Annotated in this window: 18 protein-coding genes and 1 pseudogene; 15 read left to right on the top strand and 4 right to left on the bottom strand. The window is 48.7% G+C overall.

Annotated features, from left to right (window positions below; translation table 11 throughout):
* Positions 1-350: 350 nt before the first annotated feature.
* The 4 genes and pseudogenes from JWG43_RS20320 to JWG43_RS20315 all read left to right on the top strand — a co-directional run bounded on the left by JWG43_RS20320 (position 351) and on the right by JWG43_RS20315 (position 1,826).
* Positions 351-557 carry an AbrB/MazE/SpoVT family DNA-binding domain-containing protein gene (locus JWG43_RS20320; RefSeq protein ID WP_205243913.1) on the top strand — a complete coding sequence of 69 codons (207 nt, stop codon included), beginning with the start codon at positions 351-353 and terminating at the stop codon, positions 555-557.
* Positions 554-925 (top strand): type II toxin-antitoxin system VapC family toxin, encoded by a 372-nt coding sequence (locus JWG43_RS15795; RefSeq protein ID WP_205243912.1) that lies wholly within the window; start codon positions 554-556, stop codon positions 923-925. The genes JWG43_RS20320 and JWG43_RS15795 overlap by 4 nt, the downstream gene beginning before the upstream one ends.
* A 368-nt stretch (positions 926-1,293) precedes the next feature.
* On the top strand, positions 1,294-1,554 hold the full coding sequence (locus JWG43_RS15790) for a type II toxin-antitoxin system RelB/DinJ family antitoxin (RefSeq protein ID WP_205243911.1): 261 nt from the start codon (positions 1,294-1,296) through the stop codon (positions 1,552-1,554).
* Positions 1,554-1,826 (top strand): annotated as a pseudogene (locus JWG43_RS20315) (type II toxin-antitoxin system RelE/ParE family toxin). Before JWG43_RS15790 ends, JWG43_RS20315 begins: the two are co-directional and overlap by 1 nt.
* A 74-nt stretch (positions 1,827-1,900) precedes the next feature.
* Here the strand turns inward: JWG43_RS20315 and JWG43_RS15780 are convergent.
* Together JWG43_RS15780 and JWG43_RS15775 are read right to left on the bottom strand one after the other, a co-directional pair.
* Positions 1,901-2,383, bottom strand: coding sequence for a type II toxin-antitoxin system RelE/ParE family toxin (locus tag JWG43_RS15780; protein WP_205243910.1), 483 nt, complete (start codon positions 2,381-2,383; stop codon positions 1,901-1,903).
* The gene (locus JWG43_RS15775; protein WP_205243909.1) at positions 2,380-2,610 is read right to left on the bottom strand and encodes an addiction module protein; all 231 of its coding nucleotides are present in this window, start codon (positions 2,608-2,610) and stop codon (positions 2,380-2,382) included. The genes JWG43_RS15780 and JWG43_RS15775 overlap by 4 nt, the downstream gene beginning before the upstream one ends.
* Positions 2,611-2,763: 153 nt before the next feature.
* Here JWG43_RS15775 and JWG43_RS15770 point away from each other — a divergent pair, with 153 nt between their 5' ends.
* Positions 2,764-3,579 (top strand): Fic family protein, encoded by an 816-nt coding sequence (locus JWG43_RS15770; protein ID WP_240193645.1) that lies wholly within the window; start codon positions 2,764-2,766, stop codon positions 3,577-3,579.
* Between the two features lie 440 nt (positions 3,580-4,019).
* Here JWG43_RS15770 and JWG43_RS19770 read toward each other — a convergent pair whose 3' ends face one another.
* Positions 4,020-4,733, bottom strand: coding sequence for a PEP-CTERM sorting domain-containing protein (locus JWG43_RS19770; protein WP_240193644.1), 714 nt, complete (start codon positions 4,731-4,733; stop codon positions 4,020-4,022).
* 563 nt (positions 4,734-5,296) lie between these two features.
* Positions 5,297-5,875 (bottom strand): PilZ domain-containing protein, encoded by a 579-nt coding sequence (locus JWG43_RS15760; protein ID WP_205243907.1) that lies wholly within the window; start codon positions 5,873-5,875, stop codon positions 5,297-5,299.
* 704 nt (positions 5,876-6,579) lie between these two features.
* Between JWG43_RS15760 and JWG43_RS15755 the strand changes: the two genes are divergently transcribed.
* From JWG43_RS15755 to JWG43_RS15710, 10 genes are all read left to right on the top strand, one after another.
* Positions 6,580-7,740 carry a glycosyltransferase family 2 protein gene (locus tag JWG43_RS15755; protein ID WP_205243906.1) on the top strand — a complete coding sequence of 387 codons (1,161 nt, stop codon included), beginning with the start codon at positions 6,580-6,582 and terminating at the stop codon, positions 7,738-7,740.
* Between the two features lie 21 nt (positions 7,741-7,761).
* Entirely contained in the window at positions 7,762-8,784 is a 1,023-nt protein-coding gene (locus tag JWG43_RS15750) for a sulfotransferase family protein (protein ID WP_205243905.1), read from the top strand.
* Positions 8,785-8,791: 7 nt separating this feature from the next.
* Positions 8,792-10,690 (top strand): asparagine synthase (glutamine-hydrolyzing), encoded by a 1,899-nt coding sequence (asnB, locus tag JWG43_RS15745; RefSeq protein WP_205243904.1) that lies wholly within the window; start codon positions 8,792-8,794, stop codon positions 10,688-10,690.
* 4 nt (positions 10,691-10,694) lie between these two features.
* Entirely contained in the window at positions 10,695-11,837 is a 1,143-nt protein-coding gene (locus tag JWG43_RS15740) for a glycosyltransferase (RefSeq protein WP_205243903.1), read from the top strand.
* A gap of 12 nt (positions 11,838-11,849) precedes the next feature.
* Positions 11,850-13,721 carry an asparagine synthase (glutamine-hydrolyzing) gene (asnB, locus tag JWG43_RS15735; protein WP_240193643.1) on the top strand — a complete coding sequence of 624 codons (1,872 nt, stop codon included), beginning with the start codon at positions 11,850-11,852 and terminating at the stop codon, positions 13,719-13,721.
* A gap of 249 nt (positions 13,722-13,970) precedes the next feature.
* Entirely contained in the window at positions 13,971-16,100 is a 2,130-nt protein-coding gene (locus JWG43_RS15730) for an alginate lyase family protein (protein ID WP_205243901.1), read from the top strand.
* Between the two features lie 18 nt (positions 16,101-16,118).
* Complete coding sequence (gene wecB / locus JWG43_RS15725) at positions 16,119-17,276, top strand: non-hydrolyzing UDP-N-acetylglucosamine 2-epimerase (RefSeq protein ID WP_205243900.1); 1,158 nt, start codon at positions 16,119-16,121, stop codon at positions 17,274-17,276.
* 306 nt (positions 17,277-17,582) lie between these two features.
* On the top strand, positions 17,583-18,389 hold the full coding sequence (locus tag JWG43_RS15720) for a glycosyltransferase (RefSeq protein ID WP_205243899.1): 807 nt from the start codon (positions 17,583-17,585) through the stop codon (positions 18,387-18,389).
* Positions 18,390-18,444: 55 nt separating this feature from the next.
* Positions 18,445-19,656, top strand: coding sequence for a TIGR04063 family PEP-CTERM/XrtA system glycosyltransferase (locus tag JWG43_RS15715; RefSeq protein ID WP_205243898.1), 1,212 nt, complete (start codon positions 18,445-18,447; stop codon positions 19,654-19,656).
* Positions 19,653-21,037, top strand: a 1,385-nt coding sequence (locus JWG43_RS15710) for an oligosaccharide flippase family protein (RefSeq protein ID WP_205243897.1), incomplete at its 3' end; no start/stop codon positions are given. The genes JWG43_RS15715 and JWG43_RS15710, both read left to right, overlap by 4 nt.

Raw genomic sequence — 21,037 nt, 5'->3', positions numbered from 1 at the left:
TGAGCCTTATCCACACCTGCTTTCTTTGCAAGGTCAATCCATTCGAATATCTGACGGCACTGCAGAAAAACAGCGCTGATCTCTTTGCTCATCCGCACCGCTGGCTTCCTTGGAATTACAAGGAAAACTTCAGCCCAGCAGCCTGCTGACCGAAATCCAAATTTAAAGAATCCCGCCGCATCATATCACACCTGATACCACCCGGATAGGCAGGCTTGCCGAAAGGACACAAAAATCTTATCATCTTCTAGGCCTGACCCCCCTTTTTTGACCCCCCTTTTCTCAAAACATTGGTCAACACTTATCGATCATGATATTATGATACAAACGTGTCATCGATGGAGGTCATTATGCATACAGTTACAGTTTCTCCTAAATTTCAAATTGTTATACCGCGTGAGGTCAGGCAATCATTGCACCTGCGCCCTGGACAAAAAATACAAGTCATCGAGTATGATGGCAGGATTGAACTCATACCAGAACGAGATATCTCCGAGCTTCGAGGATTTCTAAAGGGAATAAATACCGATTTCGAGCGAGAGAATGATCGATTATGAACATCATTGATTCATCTGCATGGTTATCATTCTTCGCCGATGAACCTTCTTCAGGTCATTTTCTTGCCCCTATCCAGGATAAGGACTCACTTGTTGTCCCAGTGATCACGATATACGAAGTCTTCAAGGTCGTTCTGCGAGAGGCCAGCGAGAATGAAGCCCTCCAGGTCATTGGAGCAATGCAGAGTGGTATCGTTGTCGATCTTACAGCTCATATTGCCATATCGGCTTCAAGGCTGAGTTTGAAACATAAACTCCCCATGGCTGATAGTATCATTCTTGCAACAGCAAAACTTCACAATGCAATTGTCTGGACGCAAGATATCGACTTTAAGGATATTCCAGGCGTAAAGTATTTCCAGAAATAATTGTATACTTTCCTGCTTCATCCCCACATTTTTGGATGTTGAGTTGAGGTTCTTGCTTCACCCCCTGGATCAGTGAGCGTTCGTCCGTGCGTCAGCTTTATTGTCTGTGACCGTTCGATTAAAGTAAACTTTATCGGGCGGTTACGGGCAATGAAGATGGCGTGCGGACGGATGCCCCGAAGGACGGCTGGTGAAGGTCATCATCAAGGGTACAGCTAAAATTATAGTCTGATTACAGCAAGATATTACCAAAACAAGAGCCCAGCCGTCACGGATTCAGGACACCCTTAACTGATGGTCTTGTTGGGCAACCCTTGACTTTGTGCCCCATTTGAGCTGCATTAAAGATAATAAAATGGAGGTAATCCATGGGTAAATCATCCACCGTCAGAGCCAGAATTGAACCTGATTTAAAAGGCAAGGCTGAGCATATTTTTCAGCAGCTTGGGCTGACTACAACGCAAGCGATTACATTGTTTTATAAACAAGTCGAATTAAAAAATGGGCTGCCTTTTGACGTCATTATTCCTAACGAGGTCACCCGCAAAACATTTGCCGAAACGGAAGCTGGACGTGACTTGATTATTTGCAATGACGCTGACGATATGTTCAAAAAGCTAGGCATCTAATGCTGAAACCCGCATACACCAAGCAGTTTGAACGTGATGCTAAGCGGATGAAAAGACGAGGCAAGAACCTTGAAAAAATAAAAATAATCATCCGCTAGTTAGTTGCCGAGGAACCGCTAGATGATATTCATCGTGACCATAAGCTCATTGGCAATTGGAAAGGGCGACGGGAATGCCACATTGAATCCGACTGGCTGTTAATTTATGTGGTCGAATCCAGCCGCATTGTATTCGAGCGCACAGGAACCCACTCTGACTTATTTCAAAAATGAAGAGTCCCGCCCTGACGGATTCAGGCAGGAGGAAGACAGCCATCACGGATTCAGGAATTAATCGTGCACAACAGTCAGCTTGCAACCAAGTGCTTTGGTGACCTTGGATATCGTGTCAAATGTAGCCGAGGAATTGTAGGGTGTGCAGGCGTCTTTTTGCCTGCACACGCGGATCTTGATAAAGCCAAAAGCAGACTTGACCCCTTGTTGACCCCTTGTTTCCACATTGTTTGACGCTGTTTTCCTGACTTATAAGAGGGGTAACTAAGGTCTTGGAAACCAATAGCCTGGTTTTTTTTTGTATGGGCAATGGCAATAATGCGTATGTGATCAGGTTCGATGGAATAGATAACAACAAAAGGAAAATTTAGTAAAAGATAGCGCCTGAAGGGGGAAATAAGAATTCGATATCGAAAAGGCGCTTCAACTATTTGCTGAATCGCTTTTTCCACCGACTTGCTAAAATGTTTTCCCAAACCTGACCGGCAATTTTCATAAAATTTGATAGATTCAAGAAATTCTTCTTTTGCTGCCGGATCAAATAAAACCGTGGTCATTTTACTATCTGGTTGGCAACGTTGAAAACCTCCTTGGCATTAATGCCAGGGCGTTTCCCTTCTTTATACTCTTTATAGCGAGACTCGGCCTCTATAATCCAGGCAGAATCGATAGCGGAAAATTCTTCTCCGTCCAAGGAACTCAGTAATCTATCCGCTAAAAATGCTCGTTCCTGAGAAGAAAGTTTGTTTGTCTCTATCTGTATTCTTTCAAGCAGGCTTGTCATAATCTGTCTCCTGATAATTGCTGAGTCATTCATAACGAGCTATATCATAATATTTTTTTGCCGTAAGTCCAGCAGCAACAGGTTGGACAGGTCACAGTTGCCCCCACGGCACTGGGCCATCACTTTGTTATGCCCCCATCTTCTGAACCTTTTATGAATCAAAAAAAGCCAAAAACAGACTTGACCCCTTGCCCGACCCCTTGCCCTTATTCAGGTGAGCGCTTGCCGGTGATAGGGGGTGAGTTGCGCAAGGGATGGGTACAGGTTGGCCGGCACATTCCCCCAAGCGCGGAAGCATTGCCACGTTTTTTGCACCGCTTTACCGAGGCCTACGACAGAAAGAAACTCTCGCGTGTGCGCCAGATTATCGCCCTTGGGGCAGCGCACCACCGGTTGCTCTGGATACATCCGTTTTATGACGGTAACGGCCGCGTAACACGTTTGATGTCTCATGCCTCGCTGCTTCACTGCGGGGTGGGGAGCAGCCTTTGGTCGGTTGCACGCGGACTCGCACGGAATGTTCAGGAGTGCAAGAAGCTTTTGATGGCCGCGGATGATCCAAGGCGCGGGGATCTGGACGGGCGGGGCACGCTTTCAACGCAATCCCTGACGGATTTCTGCGCGTTTTTCATGACAACCTGCATCGACCAGGTTGAATTCATGGCCTCGTTGTTGGAACCAAGCGACTTGCTGCGCCGGATGCGTCTCCACGTCGAGGAGGAGATACAGTCCGGAACGCTGCCCAAAGGCTCGTTCTCTCTGCTGCGCGAAGCTCTGTTGGCGGGTGAAGTGCCACGCGGCAAGGCCGGGGAAATCACCGGCTATGGTGAACGTATGGCCCGAAACGTCGTTTCAGATCTAATCAAAAAAGGCTATCTTAAGTCCAGCAGCTCCCGTGCTCCGCTCACGCTGGCTTTTCCGATTGGTGCAGTCGAAAGATGGTTTCCGAGATTGTACCCTGGCGTCTAACCATATATTCGGCCGCATACAGTCAGCCTATGCACGTCAGCCTGATCGACCATGGCTAGAGTGCTGGCGAACGGTTACCTGGTTCTCAGGTCAGATGATCTTTTACCTGCACCCGGCAAGTAGTTGTGGGTGTGGAGCCGTTTATTTATTTGCCCACGCGGTTTTCGATAAAAGCCAAGAGTAGACTTGACCCCTTGTTTGCTATCCAAGATACAGTGATGGTAGGATTTAATTTTCGGTGGTGGGGTGGGGTCAGGATTCATCGGGTGTGGCATCATATTTTACGCCGCATCTTCAGAACAATTTAAGGTTCTGTAAACGCCAAAAGCACTATTGACTCCGTGCGATGGGTAAGGATTGCTCTGGGTTTTCCCTAGGATAAAAACAGCCCTGCTGGCTTACAGCAGGGCTGTTGCGAACAATATTAATAAGGTTATGTATTAAGCTTTTCCGCTATTCCTGCGCCGGCCTAAAGCTGCCAGCCCGAGCAAACCGGAACCAAACAGGAGCATTGTAGTAGGTTCGGGTATGGGTTTAACATCAGATACACGTACTGTAAAATCATTGAAATCTCTATCAGCAAAACTATAAGGTTGGTCATCTAAATATATTTTTGCTGTGTTACCAAAATCGTTATACGCGATATAAACGTGATTATACTCAGTATCAAAGGGTGTTCCATCGCCTAATCGATTAAATCTTTTGTCACTGTACCACACATAGTCAATTGTTGTGTCATTTGTCCCGCCAGTATAAATTTCGTAATAGAAGCCCCATGTGATACCAAAAGATACTAGTGTACCATCGTTGACGCTAACATCCCATGTTCCATCATTATTATCGAAAAATTTAACTACGCTTTCATCTAATTGATCGGCTGTTTTGTCGAAGATTTGTAGATAGTTAGTAACACTTGTTGGATTGGCAAAGTCGTCAACAGTATAAAAACCAAATGTATGTGCCCAAGCAGCTTCCCTTTCAAAAACAATAGCATCTGCTGTTGCGGTTGTAAAATCGGTAAGGGTGTAATAAGGTTGGGCGTTCCACTCATATAAATCGCCAGGATCAAAACTAGGAAACGCTGAGGCACTCCCCACCATCAACCCAACACCTGCCACTGCTACCAATGCGCTTTTCAATAATTGCTTTTTCATTGTCCCCTCCTGAGGTTTGATTGATAATCGCAATTTATTTTTACTAACCAGTATTATTCATGAACCATGCCATTTTGAATGGTACAACTTCGGCGCATGACTTTTTCATTAAAAAAATTGATTAATTACAAAAAATTAAAGCGTGTTTCGTTTTAATCCTTGGTGCCTGACCCACTCAATTAGTCGACCTGATCCTATTCGTTTGAGGTAAAATTCAATCTATTGACCGAAAAAAATAACCACTTTAAGGTCTAGCTAGTCAAAAAAAGCGGAAAAATCAAATTTAATATCCTTTATTCAGTAGTTTATGTGGCATAAATTTTCCGAAAATCCGGAAAATTAAACTAAGGTCATTTGACAAGGTGAAAGCAAACGAGAAAAAAAGTGCTAGCGTAAGTATCCAGGTTGTGGTCATGGCTATCAAAAAAACAAACAATAATAATGAATTAAACTGTCTGGTATTATTGTACAATATTTGCAAGGGTAAAGTGGGGTGCAGTGGGTATTGCGCTAGAGTCAGGCGAAGCTTAGCCATCATTCGATGAGAAACAAGGCTGCCAGATTTAAAAATCCGGATGACCGGATGAAGTCTCGCTAACCGATCGCTCGATAAATGCCAAGCCGGTGTGGAACAGAGCTGTATTTTCAAGGGGTTCGCACCAGGCCACCCGTCCTGTACCGGTTAAGGAAGCAATGGCGGCATCACCTTCCAGGCAGAAACGGATGGTGGTCTGCAGGGCCAGGGGCATACGGCAGACGAAGCGTAGGCCACCAGCACCGAGGTCAACGGTCCAGGCATCATTCTGGCTGCGGCCTGGTACTTCGTCATTAGGGGAAATTTCGGAAAAGCGGAAAACGTGTCGGCTGGGGATGCGGATGTAGCGGCGGCGTTTCAACCCGGAGGAATGACGCCCATTGGTATCTGCCCCTGTCTCGAGCAGACGCAGGTAATGATGGCAGGTGGCAAAACAACTGGTAAGGCAGAAAGTCGTAACATGCTGTTCAACAGGCAGATAAAGCCCCTCTCTGACAAGAAGACAGGCACGTTTCTGCGGATCCCAATGCGGACATGCGCATAGTGGCTGTCCGCATTGTACCCTGATGGCATCGCCACCTTTGTCTGGTGTTGTTGAGGTGCCCATGACGATAAGGTATGCAAAAATAACTCCACTCATTCTGCCTAAAATCACTCTTGTTTTCTGATTTTGATATTCAACATATGTGCGAATTCATTGTCCCTCGCAATTTACCCCTGTCATATCGTTTGACCTTTCCGTGTCAATATCATACACTTTTTTTAATAAGCAGGATGTCGCTCCTGACGATAGAGCAGGGTCTTTACAACTCTTCTATTTCGCGTGTGATCCCTCGGTCATGTCATCAAGCGATCTCATCCTCCAAATTGTATCCTGAATCCGTGAGCGTTTGTCCGTGCGTCAGCTTCATTGTCTGTGACCGTTCATTAGAGTAGACTTTATCGGACGGTTACGGGCAGGGAAGATGGCGTGCGGACGGACACCCTCCAAGAGTGGCTGGAGAAGGTTATTAGCAAGGGTTATGCTGCAATTGCGCTGTGATTACAGTGATTTATATCTGAAGCAAGAGTCCATCCGTCACGGTGTATAGCCAAATCGATCTGGTGAAGGGGACGCTCAAAGAATACAAGATAGATCCCAGCACTTTCTGCTTGTCTTCTTCTCCGTCCCGTTGATCGCCTGGGTTGCAAAATTAAAGGGGGAAGGGGTGAGATACCCAAAGGGCTACACGCGGCGTATCAAGTTTCAAGGGGAGCCGGTTTACTGTTGACTACAAACTGTTTGCCAGTCGCACCTTTGTCAGGATTGTCATGGAAATACTTTTTTGGTCCAGTCTTTTTTTTATTGGCTTTACTTATTTTGGCTATCCACTCTGGCTTGCTTTAAGAAAGCGGTTTTACGCAACGTCCGGAGCGGAGAAAGAAAATATAGATAGATTGCCGAATATTTCTGTTGTTATCGCAGCTTTTAACGAAGAAGATTCAATTGTTAACCGGGTGCGGGATATTGGCAGGCAAAATTACCCACAAGAAAAAATACAAATTATTGTTGTGTCGGATGGGTCCACTGACCGCACTGTGGATGAACTGCATCAACTCAAGTTCCCCAACCTGGACATTATCGCCCTGCCTGATAATAAAGGCAAAGCGGTAGCGCTGAATGCCGGGGTAGCCACGGCAACGGGTGAATTGATTGTTTTTACTGATGCCCGGCAAACTTTCCAGCCAGACGCGATTCGTCAACTCAGTAATGACTTTTTAAACCCTGATATCGGTTGTGTCAGTGGCGAATTGGTTTTCCTGCAGGATGGCAAAGGGGATATCCAGCAGGAAATGGGCGCCTATTGGAAATATGAAAAATGGATACGAAAAGCAGAGAGCGCAACAGGGTCGGTCATTGGCGCCACGGGTGCAATCTATGCGATTCGAAAAAATCTGTACCGTCCCTTGCCCCTGGGAACACTCCTCGATGATGTGCTGACCCCGATGAATATCGTTATGCAAGGGTATCGTTGCGTATTTAACTCGCATGCTGTTGCATACGATGTTGTCTCAAAAAATATTACCCAGGAATGGAAACGTAAAGTACGGACCCTGGCGGGAAACTGGCAACTTCTCAATATCGCTCCGTCTCTTTTTATCCCATGGGACAACCCGGTCTGGGGGCGGTTTCTTGCCCATAAGATGTTTCGATTATTGGTGCCCTTCGCGCTGGTTGCGCTGCTTCCAGCAAGCATTCTCTCACAAGGCGTGGTGTATAGCATTGCAGGGCTACTGCAAATACTTATATACACAGTTGGGTTGGCAGGATGGCTTTGGCCGGCAACACGTGGCAATAGATTCGTTAATCTTGTCTATTTTTTTATCGTAATGAATGTTGCTGTTGTAGCCTCTTTTTGGAGGTGGATAAGGGGTCAGTGTCACAGCACCTGGCATGCCACCTACCCAAAAGGGCAGAAAACATTACAATAGGGGTGTCCGTCGCCTGCCCCCATGCCCGAATGTATGAACCAGAACCGACCAAACAATCAAGTGACCATCGGGGCGCCTTTCGAACCTGTTTTTATCGTTGGCGCGCCTCGTTCCGGGACTACCATGCTCGCGGTCCTGCTCGATCGGCATCCCAGAATAGCTATCCCCCCGGAAACCCAATTTTTCACAGATTTTCTACCTGACACCAAAAAGGCGGAACAGGCTACATCCCATCAACATAAATTGAACGCAGCTTTGGCTCATCCTCGCCTGCGGGATCTCGAACTTGAATTTGATGAGGTTTTGCCTCTTTTTCAGCGCTGTCAAAATACATACGAAGATCTATTTCGCACTTTGCTGGAAGCTTATGCAAGAAAAAAGGGCGCTGTCCGGGTTGGAGAAAAATCCCCTAAACATATCGAACATGTCCCCAATTTACTGCACACTTTTCCAAGGGCCAAGGTCATCTGCATTGTCCGGGACGGCAGGGATGTTGTTCATTCCCTGTTGAAGGTTCCTTGGGCCGAACCGAACAATCCCAGGCGCTTTGGTCTGTTTTGCGCGGAGTGGAACGAATATGCCCGAATGGCCCTGCATTATAAAATGAACATACCAGCCACACAATTTATCTTGGTCCGCTACGAAGATATCCTGCGTACACCAGAAGCCAGCCTGAAGGCTCTTTGCTCCTTTATCAACGAGTCATACACCCCGGAAATGCTTACTCCTCAGCAACATACCGAGGCTGTTCCTTCCTGGGAAATGGAATGGAAGAGTAAGGCGTCGCAAGTTCTTGACCCTGAACGGGTGGAAGCTTGGCGCCGACATCCGGACGAGCGGGTTATCTGGCGGATGAATGCGATGATGGGATCCTTGCTGCGTGAATTTGGTTACGCAAAACCATCGTCGTCCGGGTGTCCGTTGCACCTGCGACTGGTACACGCCTTGCAAAATCTCCCTTACAGACCGGAAATTCGTCCTCTCTCATTATTGGGCCTACGGTTGTTGCGTCGATGCAGATTGGTACAACAACCCAAGAGGTGATCTGATTATGTGCGGTATATGCGGATATGTGGAGTCGGATCGACCCTGGCCACGTCAGACGCTGGAAGCGATGAATGCTGTCCAGGCTCACCGAGGGCCGGATGCCAATGGAGTCATCACCTTTGAAAATGGCCCGGTCTTCTGCGGTCTGGGCCACACCCGCCTGAGTATTATCGATCTTGCCGGTGGTGTCCAACCCATGACCAACGAGGACGGCACGATCTGGATCACCTATAACGGGGAAGTCTACAATCATCGGGAACTCCGCACCGACCTGGAGGGCAGGGGGCATCGCTACAAGACAAACAGCGACACGGAAACCATTATTCACCTGTATGAGGAATACGGGCCAGACTGTGTACAGCACCTGCGAGGAATGTTTGCTTTTGCGATCTGGGACGATCGTCAAAAAAAATTTTTCGCTGCTCGGGACAGGTTGGGCATTAAACCGTTTTATTATACCTTCCAAAACGGCCGCCTGATTTTTGCCTCCGAGATTAAGACCATTTTCGAGTCCGGCAAGGTCCGGTCGCAATTGGCGGAAACAATGCTCCCGGAATACCTCACTTTCGGGTACATCACAGGTGCCAGCACTCTTTTCTCCGGGGTCCAAAAACTTTTGCCCGGCCATTACCTGGTCTGTCACAATGGCTACATTTCCACCCATCAGTACTGGGATGTCGCCTTCGGCGCCAAGGATTGCAAGGAGCCTTCTGAACAGATCCAGAACGTCGCCGATCTCTTCCAAAAATCCGTGCAGCTACGCTTAATGAGCGACGTCCCCCTGGGCATGTTCCTCAGCGGAGGTCTGGATTCCAGTGCCATCGCCTGTACCATGGCTCAATTACATCCCACGCGGATCAAGGCCTTTACCGTTGATTTTGGCCAGGACTATTTCAGCGAGGCCGGGTTTGCTGAAATCGTAGCTGATGCAAACAATATGGAATTGCACAAGGTCGTGGTCACTGCCCGGGATTTTGTGGATGTTCTCGACAAGTTGATCTGGCATAATGATCTGCCCATCCACTTTCCCGCCTCCATCCCTTTATATTTTATTTCCCTGGAAGCTGCCAACCATGTCAAGGTGGTGCTCACCGGCGAAGGCAGTGATGAACTCTTTGGTGGCTATGGTCGCTACCGGACCAGCATGATCAATATGCGCCTTGCCGGGATTCTTGGCGGTACGATACCAGACGGGGTCAGAAGCTTTTTCAGGAAAAATGCTTGGAGCCTGCCCCTGCCCCTGAAATTGAAAAAAGCCATTGCCCACTCCCTGCTTTTTCATCCCTCCGCCGTGCAACACAGCATATATGACAATTTTTATGGGGTGTTTTTACAAGAAGATATTCAAGCCCTGACCAACGGCCAAATAGGGCATGGTCAGGCCGGAGCGTATGAAAATTACATAGGTAACTTCAACGCCTTCCCCGACGAGCAGACTTTGAACAGGATGTTGTATGCTGACATGAAAACCTATCTGGAGGAATTGCTCATGAAGCAGGACAAGATGAGCATGGCCACCTCTGTTGAAAGTCGCGTACCTTTCCTGGATCATAAATTGGTGGAACTGGCGGCTACCCTGCCGGATAATATGAAGATCCGAGGGCGGGAATTGAAATACGTCATCAAGCAGGCCTGTCATAAGTTTTTGCCGCAGACAACTGTGCAGCGTCCAAAAATGGGGTTTCCTTTACCCCTTGCTGCCTGGATGCGTGAACCCCTGTTGAACGGGTTATTGAAAGACACTCTCCTTGATGCCAGGACCAGGGACCGGGGTCTTTTTTACCCTGATTATGTGAATCGTCTGATCCAGGAACACGAAAGCAATCGTCGCGACCATTCGCAGAAACTCTGGCAGTTGCTCAACTTTGAACTCTGGTCGAGAAAATTTCTGGACGCGAAATAGACCCATGCAATCCATCAACCTGCTTTATGTTATTCAATCCTTACACAACGGTGGTGCGGAAACTCTGGCCATTCGCCTTGCCGAGCACCTGGACAAGCAGCGTTTCAACCCCCTGGTCTGCAGTCTCCATGATGAAGGGCCGCTGCGGGGGCAATTGGCGGCCCAAAATATCCCCCATGTGACCCTCGCCAAAAAACAGGGTATCGATCTGCCCCTGATCTTCCGTATCAGGTCCCTGCTGAAAGCGCACAACATCAATCTCGTCCACACTCACAACCAGGGACCGCTTCTGTATACCAGTTTAGCCGCGATAGGATTAAGACGCTGTACATTGGTGCATACCGAGCATATCAATCTGGAAAAAGAATTCAGTTACTCTCGCAAGCATTTTTATTTGAACAAATTTCTTTTACGCCGGGCAGATGGGTTCTTGAGTATTGCAGAGCACTTAAGTAATTACTATCGAACGTGTCATAATCTTTCCCATGTCAATTTCACCACCATCCACAACAGCGTGGTTTTGCCCGACCTGTCGCAGAGTCCGCTGACCTCCCTCCGCCGGGAACTTGGTCTACGCGGCGACCAACCCTTGATCGGCAACATTTCCGCCCTCCGCTCCCAAAAAGACCATGCCACCTTGATCCGGGCCATGCCCGCGGTACTCGAACAAACCCCGGACGCGGTCCTGGTCATTGCCGGGGATGGGGAGTTGAAGCAGGAGTTGTCCGAGCTTGCCCGAGAACTTAACCTTGGCACTAGTGTCCGTTTTCTTGGTTATCGCTCCGATGTGAATGAGCTGCTGCTCCAGTTCGACCTGTTCGTGCTTTCATCACTTTACGAAGGGTTGCCCCTGAGTATTCTTGAGGCCATGGCAGCCGGGGTGCCGGTGGTGGCAACGGACGCTGATGGCACCAACGAGATTGTCCGCCACGATGAAACCGGTCTTCTGGTACCGCTGCAAGATCCGGCGGCCCTGGCTCAGGCTATGCTCTCACTGCTCCACGACCGACCTCGTGCCCAGGCCATGGGTACGGCAGCCAGGGAACTGATCCGAGTTGAGTATAATCTGGAAAACATGATTGCCAGGTATGAAAATTATTATGAGCAAGTTGTTTCCAATAACCCGACCTCTCGGGCAAAAGTGTAACCGGTACGGACAATGTGCGGAATATGCGGATGGTTGAATTTTGATCCTGGCTTGACGGTGGACGAAACAGTCCTTGGTAGAATGAACAACACAATGACCCACCGCGGACCTGATGGCGATGGGATCTACCAGGACGGCAACTTTGCCATGGCACACCGGCGGCTGAGCATCATTGACCTTGATGCCGGTCGACAACCTCTGAGCAACGAAGACGGTACCGTCTGGGTCAGTTTCAATGGTGAAATTTACAATTATCTCGAATTAATACCGACACTGAAAAGAAAGGGACATCACTTCCGGACCAATTCCGACACCGAAGTCCTGGTCCATCTGTACGAGGAAAAAGGAGAGCGGCTGGTCGAAGACCTCCGGGGCATGTTCGCCTTTGCTATTTGGGATAGTCGCAGACGTAGACTTATCCTGGCCCGGGATAGAGTGGGCAAGAAACCCATTTATTACGCGTATGTCCCCGGAAAGTACTTTATTTTCGGCTCCGAAATCAAAGCGTTGCTGGCCAGTGGGGCGATCGAACGGAAAGTAGATTATCACGCGCTGGACCATTACCTGAGCTTTCTCTACGTCCCCGGTAATGCCAGCATTTTCCAGGGAATTGCCAAACTTCCCGCAGCTCATGTGCTGGTGTGCGAAAATGGTGGGGTCCGGACCCAACGCTACTGGGATCTACACTATCCGGAACCCGGTGAAAAAGAAGTATCCGAGGCTGAGTATACAAACCGCTTTCAGGAAATCCTGCAGGAATCCGTGCGTATCCGTATGCGCAGCGACGTGCCCCTGGGTGCGTTCCTCAGTGGTGGCATCGATTCCAGCAGTGTGGTCTCCGTGATGCAGGACCTCAGTCCTCAACCGGTGGAAACCGTTTCTGTTGGGTTTGCGGAGGATGCTTACAACGAGTTGCCCTATGCCAAAGAGATCTCCACGCGGTTTGGTTGCCACTACAATGAGTTCATCGTCAAACCGGACATCCAGGGCATTATCACCCAACTGGTTCGATATTTTGATGAGCCTTTTGCCGACTCCTCGGCTGTGCCCACCTACTATGTTTCCAAAGCTGCCCGGGAAAAGGTTACCGTGGCCCTTTCTGGTGATGGGGGAGATGAGACCATGGCTGGATACTCCCGTCATGCCCTGGATGTACTGGAACATACATTGCGCAAGGTGTCCCGGTTTCTGCCGCCAGCGCTTCTGCGCAGACTGTACCATGCCTTGCCCGAGGGTACCCGAGGAAGAAATACCATCGGCAATCTGGCCGAAAGGCCGGACGAAGCCGCAGCACGCAAGCACTACAACCTGCTTTTCAACCGAGAACTCAAAAATCAATTATATTCGGACAAGAATACCCAGTACGATTTTTCCGAAAACTTTCGTAATGTTTACAATCATTGTACCGCCACGGACCCACTCAACCGATCCCTGTACCTGGATATCTGGACCTATCTGATCGACGATATCCTGGTCAAGGTGGATCGCATGAGTATGGCTAATTCTCTGGAGGTCCGGGCACCGCTGCTCGACCACAAGCTGCTGGAGTTCCTGGCCACTGTCCCGCCCAAATACAAGCGTAATAACGGGGTGACAAAATATCTGCTCAAGCAGGTTGTGGCCCAGAAACTTCCCCAACATATCCTCACCCGTAAAAAACAGGGCTTCCGCATGCCCATTGAGGTTTGGCTGCGTGGTGACCTCAAGGAATTTGCCGAGGATATGATCCTGGGACGTCCTCTACGCGAGCGGGGGATTTTTTCGATCCAATTCATCGAATCCATGTGGCACGATTTTCTGGCCGGTAAGCGCGACTACGCCCACCATATCTGGCAATTGCTTATCCTGGAGATCTGGTACAGGGAGTACATCGATAATGCATGACCTTTCCGGGTGTACTATATCCAGTCCATGAACCGGCAACTGTTCCGTAAATTAATCACCCTTACACCACACGAAATCCGGTTTCGACTTATCCGAAAATTCAGGACACTGGCGGATCGTTTGATTCCTCCTTTCCAACCTGGCCAACTTTACGGTTTCCTGACGAATAGATCGAGCCATCCTGAAGCCTATAAACGATTCTGGGACCAAAAAAAGACTTTTTTTTTTACCAGAGCGGACCGCTCCAGGATGATTGAGGATCTGACCAGGTTGCATCCGGAGCGATTCGAGGCTGTGGTCAAGCGTGCTGACCAGCTCCTTGAGGGAAATATCACCCTTTTCGACCGCATCTTCTCCTGCCCCCGGGGCAGGGGATGGCAGACGGACCCCGTGACCGGCCATTGCTGGCCGAGCAGTCACTGGAGCCGTATAAATCTGGTGCACGGCAATGAAGGTCTTGATCCCAAGTACATCTGGGAGATCAACCGTCACCAGTTTCTGCTTCAGACAGCCATGGCCTTTTGGGTGACTGGTCAGGAACAATACGCTGAATATACCCTGGAAATCATCCTGGATTGGATCAGCCACAACCCCAGCGGCCGTGGTATCAATTGGACTGAAAGTCTGGAGGTAGCGACCCGCCTTGTAGCCTGGGTCTGGGCTCTGGAACTGCTCCGTGGCTCCGCGTCCCTGACAACTCAGCGGTTGCATGCTATCATTGCGGCAATGATCACCCATGCAGTTCATATTGTTCGTTATCCATCACACTATGTCAGCCCCAACACCCATCTTACCGGTGAGGCCTGGGGGTTGTTTTTATTCAGTTCCGTCTATCCGGAAATTGGCCAAGCCGCTGCCTGGCAAAGCTGGGCCGAGACGGTGCTTACAGAGGAACTCTTTCTTCAGGTCGGTTCAGACGGTGTACACAAAGAACTTTCCACTTGCTACCACGCATACACCGTGGAGTATTACCTTCACTATGTTCTGCTCCTTCTGCGCCAAGGCCTCCAAGTCCCTGAAGCAGTGGAAGACCGGCTGGGTAAGATGTGTATGTTTCTGCTCGATGTACGGCGCAGCGACGGGACCTTGCCCATGCTCGGTGACGGAGACCATGGCCAGGCACTCCCCCTGGACCCTTTAGGGTGGTTTCCGGGGACCGTGCTCCCGAGCCTTTGTGCCGTAATGTTTAAAAGAAGTGCATTTGTGTGTCCCGATGGGCCACTTCCCTGGGAAGCAATCTGGCTCTGCGGAGACAAAGCGGAAGAAATCTATGCCTCCCTTATGCCTCAAGACCCTATCAGGACTGCGCGGCACTACCAGCAGGCCAATTATATGGTTGCCCGGGCCGGTGCGCGAGACAATCCCAATGTTCTCATTTTTGATGCCGGACAAATGGGCTTCAAGGGTGCCGGTCACTCCCACGCTGATTTCCTCCATTTTGATCTGACCGTGAACGGGAGTCCCATGATCGTGGACGTCGGAACCGGCTCCTACCATCATCCCCTATGGCGTAACTACGGGCGCGGTACTTCAGCGCATAACACGGTGGCTATCGATCAAAGACCTCAGGCCGCTTTTGGTGGTAAATTCAGTTGGCAAACCTGGCCGCAAAGAGGCAGCGGCACCTTGGTACAGGAACCTTCGTTCACTTTGATGCGGTCAAGCTATGCCGCAAACAGAAATGTCCAACATGCCAGAACCTTGCTCTGGTGGCAGGGTTGTTTCGTGATCTGTCTCGATACATTTGCTGCCGCGTCAACCCATAATTATACCTTTTACTATCATTTTCATCCTGCAGTGGATGTAAGGCCAGCCGGTGAAGAACTTATCTGTTCCAGCAAGGACCGGGCCGTTATGAGTATGCATCCCCTTTTCCCCTTGCTTCCCGGGATAAATCTGGTCCGTGCTGATACCGCTTCCGGCCTGGGGCATTATTTCCCCCAGTACGGTCAAAGCGTGCCATGTACCACGCTGAAGATCGAGGAAGAGATCCATGGTCATGTATCCCGGGCAATGCTCATGCTTTTGCCCGAGACATCAGAAGAGGGTGGACTACTCAAAAATGCGGTCACTTTTCCTGTGCTCACACGTCATACAAGGGGGTATACTATCAGCCATCGCGATAAGATTTATACTTTGCATCTGCCCAGGCCAGGAGATACACTGCAACTAACATCAATAGATTTGCAATGCCGATTGCTCCTTGAGCAAGGCATGGGCAAAGGCGAGAAAAGATATATCGCCCTGGAAGTGGACAAAATCGACCAGGATGGAGTCAGTCTTTTACAAAATCAAGTTGATTGTCCGTATTGCGTAATCGAGCAGCATGGAGACGTGACCAAAGTCCGCTTGGCATGTCCTGGTGAGCAGAATGCATGACTCAAGGCAGGTGCAGTGATGTTGAAAATCGTTTTAGTAGCAGGGGCTCGGCCCAACTTCATGAAGATTGCCCCCATTCTGCGAGAAATGCGGCAACACTATGCCAAGGAGATCCATCCTGTTCTCGTGCATACCGGTCAGCACTATGACGAAAACATGTCCGGATCCTTTTTTGCCGAACTTGGTATTGCCCAACCGGATTATAATCTTGAAGTGGGCTCGGGAAGCCATGCGGAACAGACAGCCGCGGTGATGGTCCGTTTTGAAAAAGTCTGCAGACAAGAGCAACCGGATATGGTGCTTGTGGTCGGCGATGTCAATTCCACCATTGCCGCCGGCTTGGTGGCCAAAAAAATGAATACCTGTCTGGTGCATGTGGAAGCCGGTCTTCGCTCCCAAGATCGATCCATGCCCGAGGAAATCAACCGCCTGGCCACCGACGCCATTACCGACATTTTCTTCACCACGGAAAAAGAAGGGACGCAAAACCTGCTGCATGAAGGGAAAGAGGAAAGCGCCGTCCATTTCGTGGGGCACGTCATGGTCGACAACCTGTTTTACCAATTAGAAAAGCTCAATGAGTGCGACCCAAAAGACCATGCCATGCACACCTTGAAGCAAAGGCTGCCGGACCGATACGCCTGCCTGACGCTGCATCGACCCGCCAATGTTGATACGATCGAAGATCTTCAACCCATTGTTGCGGCCTTGCAGGATATCAGCAAAAAAATTCCAGTCATCTTTCCATGCCACCCAAGAACCTTGTCAAAGTTGAAAGCATTCGATTTGCTCGCAGGTATGCGCGATCCGCAGGGCTCGCCCGACCCAATACCTTCGGGCATCGTGCTCATGCCGCCTCTGGGCTACAATGATTTCTTGTATCTCTGGAAGGATGCTGCCATGGTCTTGACCGACAGTGGCGGGCTGCAGGAAGAGACCACTGCCTTGAAGGTCCCGTGTTTGACCTTACGCACCAGCACGGAGCGCCCCATCACCCTGGAACAGGGCAGCAACATCCTTATTGGTCGGGACATGGGGCTTCTCAAAAAAACGGTGAGTGATCTCCTTGCCGGTAACTGTAAAAAATCATCGGTCCCTGCACTTTGGGACGGTCATGCCAGCAGGAGAATCGTGCAAATACTAACCGGCACAAATCGGCGGAGGCGCGTTCCGTAATGACTTCCCTGTCTTGACGGCACTGATACGGTGCAAAGTATGAAGCTGCTGCAAATCGGCCCCTACCCCCCACCGTTAGGGGGCTGGTCCTTTCACATCAAGATGTTCAAGGAGTACCTGGACCAACAGGGGATAGATAATGTTGTCCTTAATATCGGGCCGCAACGCCGGGTTAAGAGTGCCGAATATGTCGATGTGCAAGGCTTGTCTGACTATCTGCTGAAGGTGACCCGGTTTTGCCGACAAGGATATCTTATCTATATTCATTTAAATGGGAATTCCGTGAAGGGCCTACTGCTCAGTCTGTTGGCCCAGGGGATTGCTTTTTGTTATGGACGCAAATCAGCGCTCAGTTTTCACGCCGGTGTAGTGCAACAGTGCTTTACCCCTGGTGTTTCAATTCAAAAAATAATGGCAAGAAGAGCTTTTCATATGGCTCAAGGCATTATCTGTAACAGTGAACCAGTCCGAAAATGTATTGCCAACATGGGTATCCCCTCTGAAAAAATTGCCGCCATCCCCTGTTTCAGTAAACAATATGTCCAGCATACAACATCACTGACCCCACAGGAAGAACACTTTCTTGCAGAGCATTCCCCCATTTTCCAGAGTTACCTTTTTTTCCGCGCCGAGTATGCTCCAGAGACTATTTTTACTGCTCTTCCCCGTCTCAAGCAACTGTTCCCCACTTTTGGCCTGATTCTCGTTGGACCTCTCCAGGGCGGAGAATCGCTGATGGCCAAGGCTGCGGAGCAAGGTCTTGCCGAGCAAATCCTTCAAACAGGTGAAAAAGATCATGATGGGTTTCTCAGTTTGGTGAAACGCTCCGATCTGGTCATCCGCACTCCGGTCAGCGACGGGGTCTGCTCCTCTGTCATGGAGGCTCTGGCCTTAAAAGTCCCTGTGGTGGCCAGTGACAACGGTACCAGGCCAGTCGGCGTGGTTTGTTTCGACCCGAATAACCCCCATGATCTTGTTGGCAAGATTGAACTAACCATGGCTAACCTGACGCAAAAAAAGAATGCTTTAAGCGGATTGTTTGACCGCGATACTCTTCAGGAAGAGCTTTCTTTTTTGCAAGCAATTGCTGCTGAAGATAAGATTAAGGGATAATGTTTTATTTCTCTTGTCATTCCTTCCTTTTTCTCGACTCAACAAGATGATCCCCATGAAAATTCTTCATGTCCTTGACACCTCCATCCCCGATACTGCCGGTTACACCACCAGGGCAAATTATCTTGTCTCCTGCCAGAAACAGCAGGGGGTTGAACCCGTGGTGCTGACTTCGGAACGGTTAAAGGGCGGCTCTGGAGCTGCTGAAGAACACATTGATGGGGTCAGGTACTATCGCACAGTCAGAAAAAGCACCGGAATCCGGAAGGTTCCCTTTGTCGCAGAGATTGATGAAATCAGGACATTGGCCCAAAGGATACGGGAAGTGGCCACAAAGGAAAGGGTGGATCTTGTTCATGCCCACTCTCCTTCTCTCAATGGTGCCGCTTCCCTGAAATATTGCCGAGCCCACAACATCCCTCTGATATATGAAATAAGGGCCTTCTGGGAAGATGCCGCAGTGGATAGAGGGGCTTTTGCCGAGGGGTCCATCAAGTACAGGCTGCGACAATGGCATGAAACTTCGGTTGTCAAGCAGGCGGATGCGGTGGTGGTCATTTGCCGGGGACTGCGCGACGATCTCCTGCAACGTGGCATCGACCAGCATAAGATCCATGTGGTGCAAAACGGCGTGGACCACACCGTATTTCAACCGATACCGCCTGACCAGGATCTGAAAATTCAACTCGGATTGCAGGATAAAATCATTATCGGCTTTATCGGTTCTTTTTTTCATTTTGAAGGGCTGCAAGACCTTATCAAGGCCATGCCGGCTATTGTCTCAGCCAACAAAGATATTGTCCTGCTCCTGGTTGGTGCCGGTCAGGTCGAGCGCCAACTCCAAGAATCAGTCAGAAACCTTGGATTAGCTGAGCGGGTTGTGTTCACCGGCAAAGTACCCCATGAACAGGTAGGTCGATATTATTCCATCATCGATCTCTTGGTCTACCCGCGAATCAGCAAACGGATCACTGAACTGGTCACCCCGCTGAAACCCTTGGAAGCCATGGCCATGGAAAAAGCTGTACTGATGAGCGATGTTGGTGGCTTGCTGGAGTTGGCAGATGGGGAAAGAACTGCATCATTTTTTAAGGCCGGGGACATAGCCGATTTAGCAGCTAAGTGCCTCGATCTTTGCGCGGATAAGGAGCAAAGGGTAGAGCTTGGGCAACGGGCCAGAGCAAACGTGATTACAAAATGGGGTTGGGACAGGCGTGCGGCAACAGACATTGCCCTCTATGAAACACACCTGCGAGTCGGTCCGTGAAATCCGATTCCCTGACGAAACAGGCATCATTACTGATGGCAGGACGAATTTTGTCCATGCCACTGACTTTTCTGGTGCCAATTGTCCTGGTCCGGGTCTTTACCGTTGAAGAGTTTGGTGTTTACAAACAACTCTTCATGATTTTTTACGTCATCCTCCCGATTGTTGATCTGGGCATTTCGCAGAGCCTGTTTTATTTCATGCCCAAATATGCGGAGTACAGAGACCGTATTCTTTCCCAGACCTTCCTCTTTCAGATCCCCATCATCCTCGGATTGACAATTATATTTTTTGTGTTCAGCCAGGAGATTGGTTCGTTGTTTTCCGGCGATGGTGGTACACTTGCTGATTATATTCCCCTATTAGGCATTTTTGCCCTGCTGTGGCACCTGTCCAACATTCTTGAAAACATCCTTATTGTTGAAAAAAAAGCCTTTCAGGCTGGAGCGGTCACCTTCTTTTCCGAGTCGCTGCGCGCCATTGTATCCATGGTGATTGGTCTTCTTGGCGGCAGTTTAGAACACCTGATGATGGGACTTGTGGGCACAGCTATCCTGCGTTGTGCTTTCATGGGGTGGTACTTACAACGGACCATGCGTTTTTCTTTTCAATTGAATGGTAGCCTGGTTTATTCCCAACTTTCCTATTCTCTGCCTTTTGGCCTGGCAATCATTGTCAACACCCTGGTTTTGTTCAGTCATCAGTATATTGTTTCAATTTCAACCGGACCGGCTGATTTTGCCATTTATGCTGTGGGTTGTTTTTCCCTCCCGGTGTTCGCTATTGTCGTAGATTCATTAGTTAAGGTTTCACTGGTTAGGATGTCGGAAGCAACGAACCAAGCCAACAGTTCGGTAATAATTTCCCAAATTATTTACGATACTATCCGTAAACTTTGGATCATTTTTTTCCCAATTTTCGTTTTTTTGTTTGTTGTTTCAGAGGAAATGATTGTTTTACTTTTTACTGAGAATTACCGTGATTCAGTGTCAATTTTTCGTGTATTTATATTTTCAATACCTTTATATGCCTTACTTTTGCAGCACGTCCCAAGAGTCTTTTCTATGACTTATTTTATTTTATTTAATAATACTTTTTTTTTGATTCTATCAATTTTTAATTGCTTCATTTTTTATAAGCTTTTCGGTTTGCTAGGACCTGCATTGGGATTTGTTTTTTCAAATTTTGTTTGGAGAATTATTTTTCTGATCAAATGTAAAAAAATATTAAAAGTAAACATCGTAAATCTTATTCCTCTGGCTCAAATACTAAGAGTATTTTTAATTTTTTCATTTTTAGGGTTATCAATTTTCTTTATTAAAAATTTATTGTTTATATCGTATTATTCATCATTTGCTTTTTCTTTTGTGTTATATTGGTT

It is taken from the genome of Desulfobulbus alkaliphilus (assembly GCF_016918545.1).
GTDB lineage: Bacteria > Desulfobacterota > Desulfobulbia > Desulfobulbales > Desulfobulbaceae > Desulfobulbus > Desulfobulbus alkaliphilus.
This window is presented reverse-complemented; position numbering and strand designations above follow the sequence as displayed.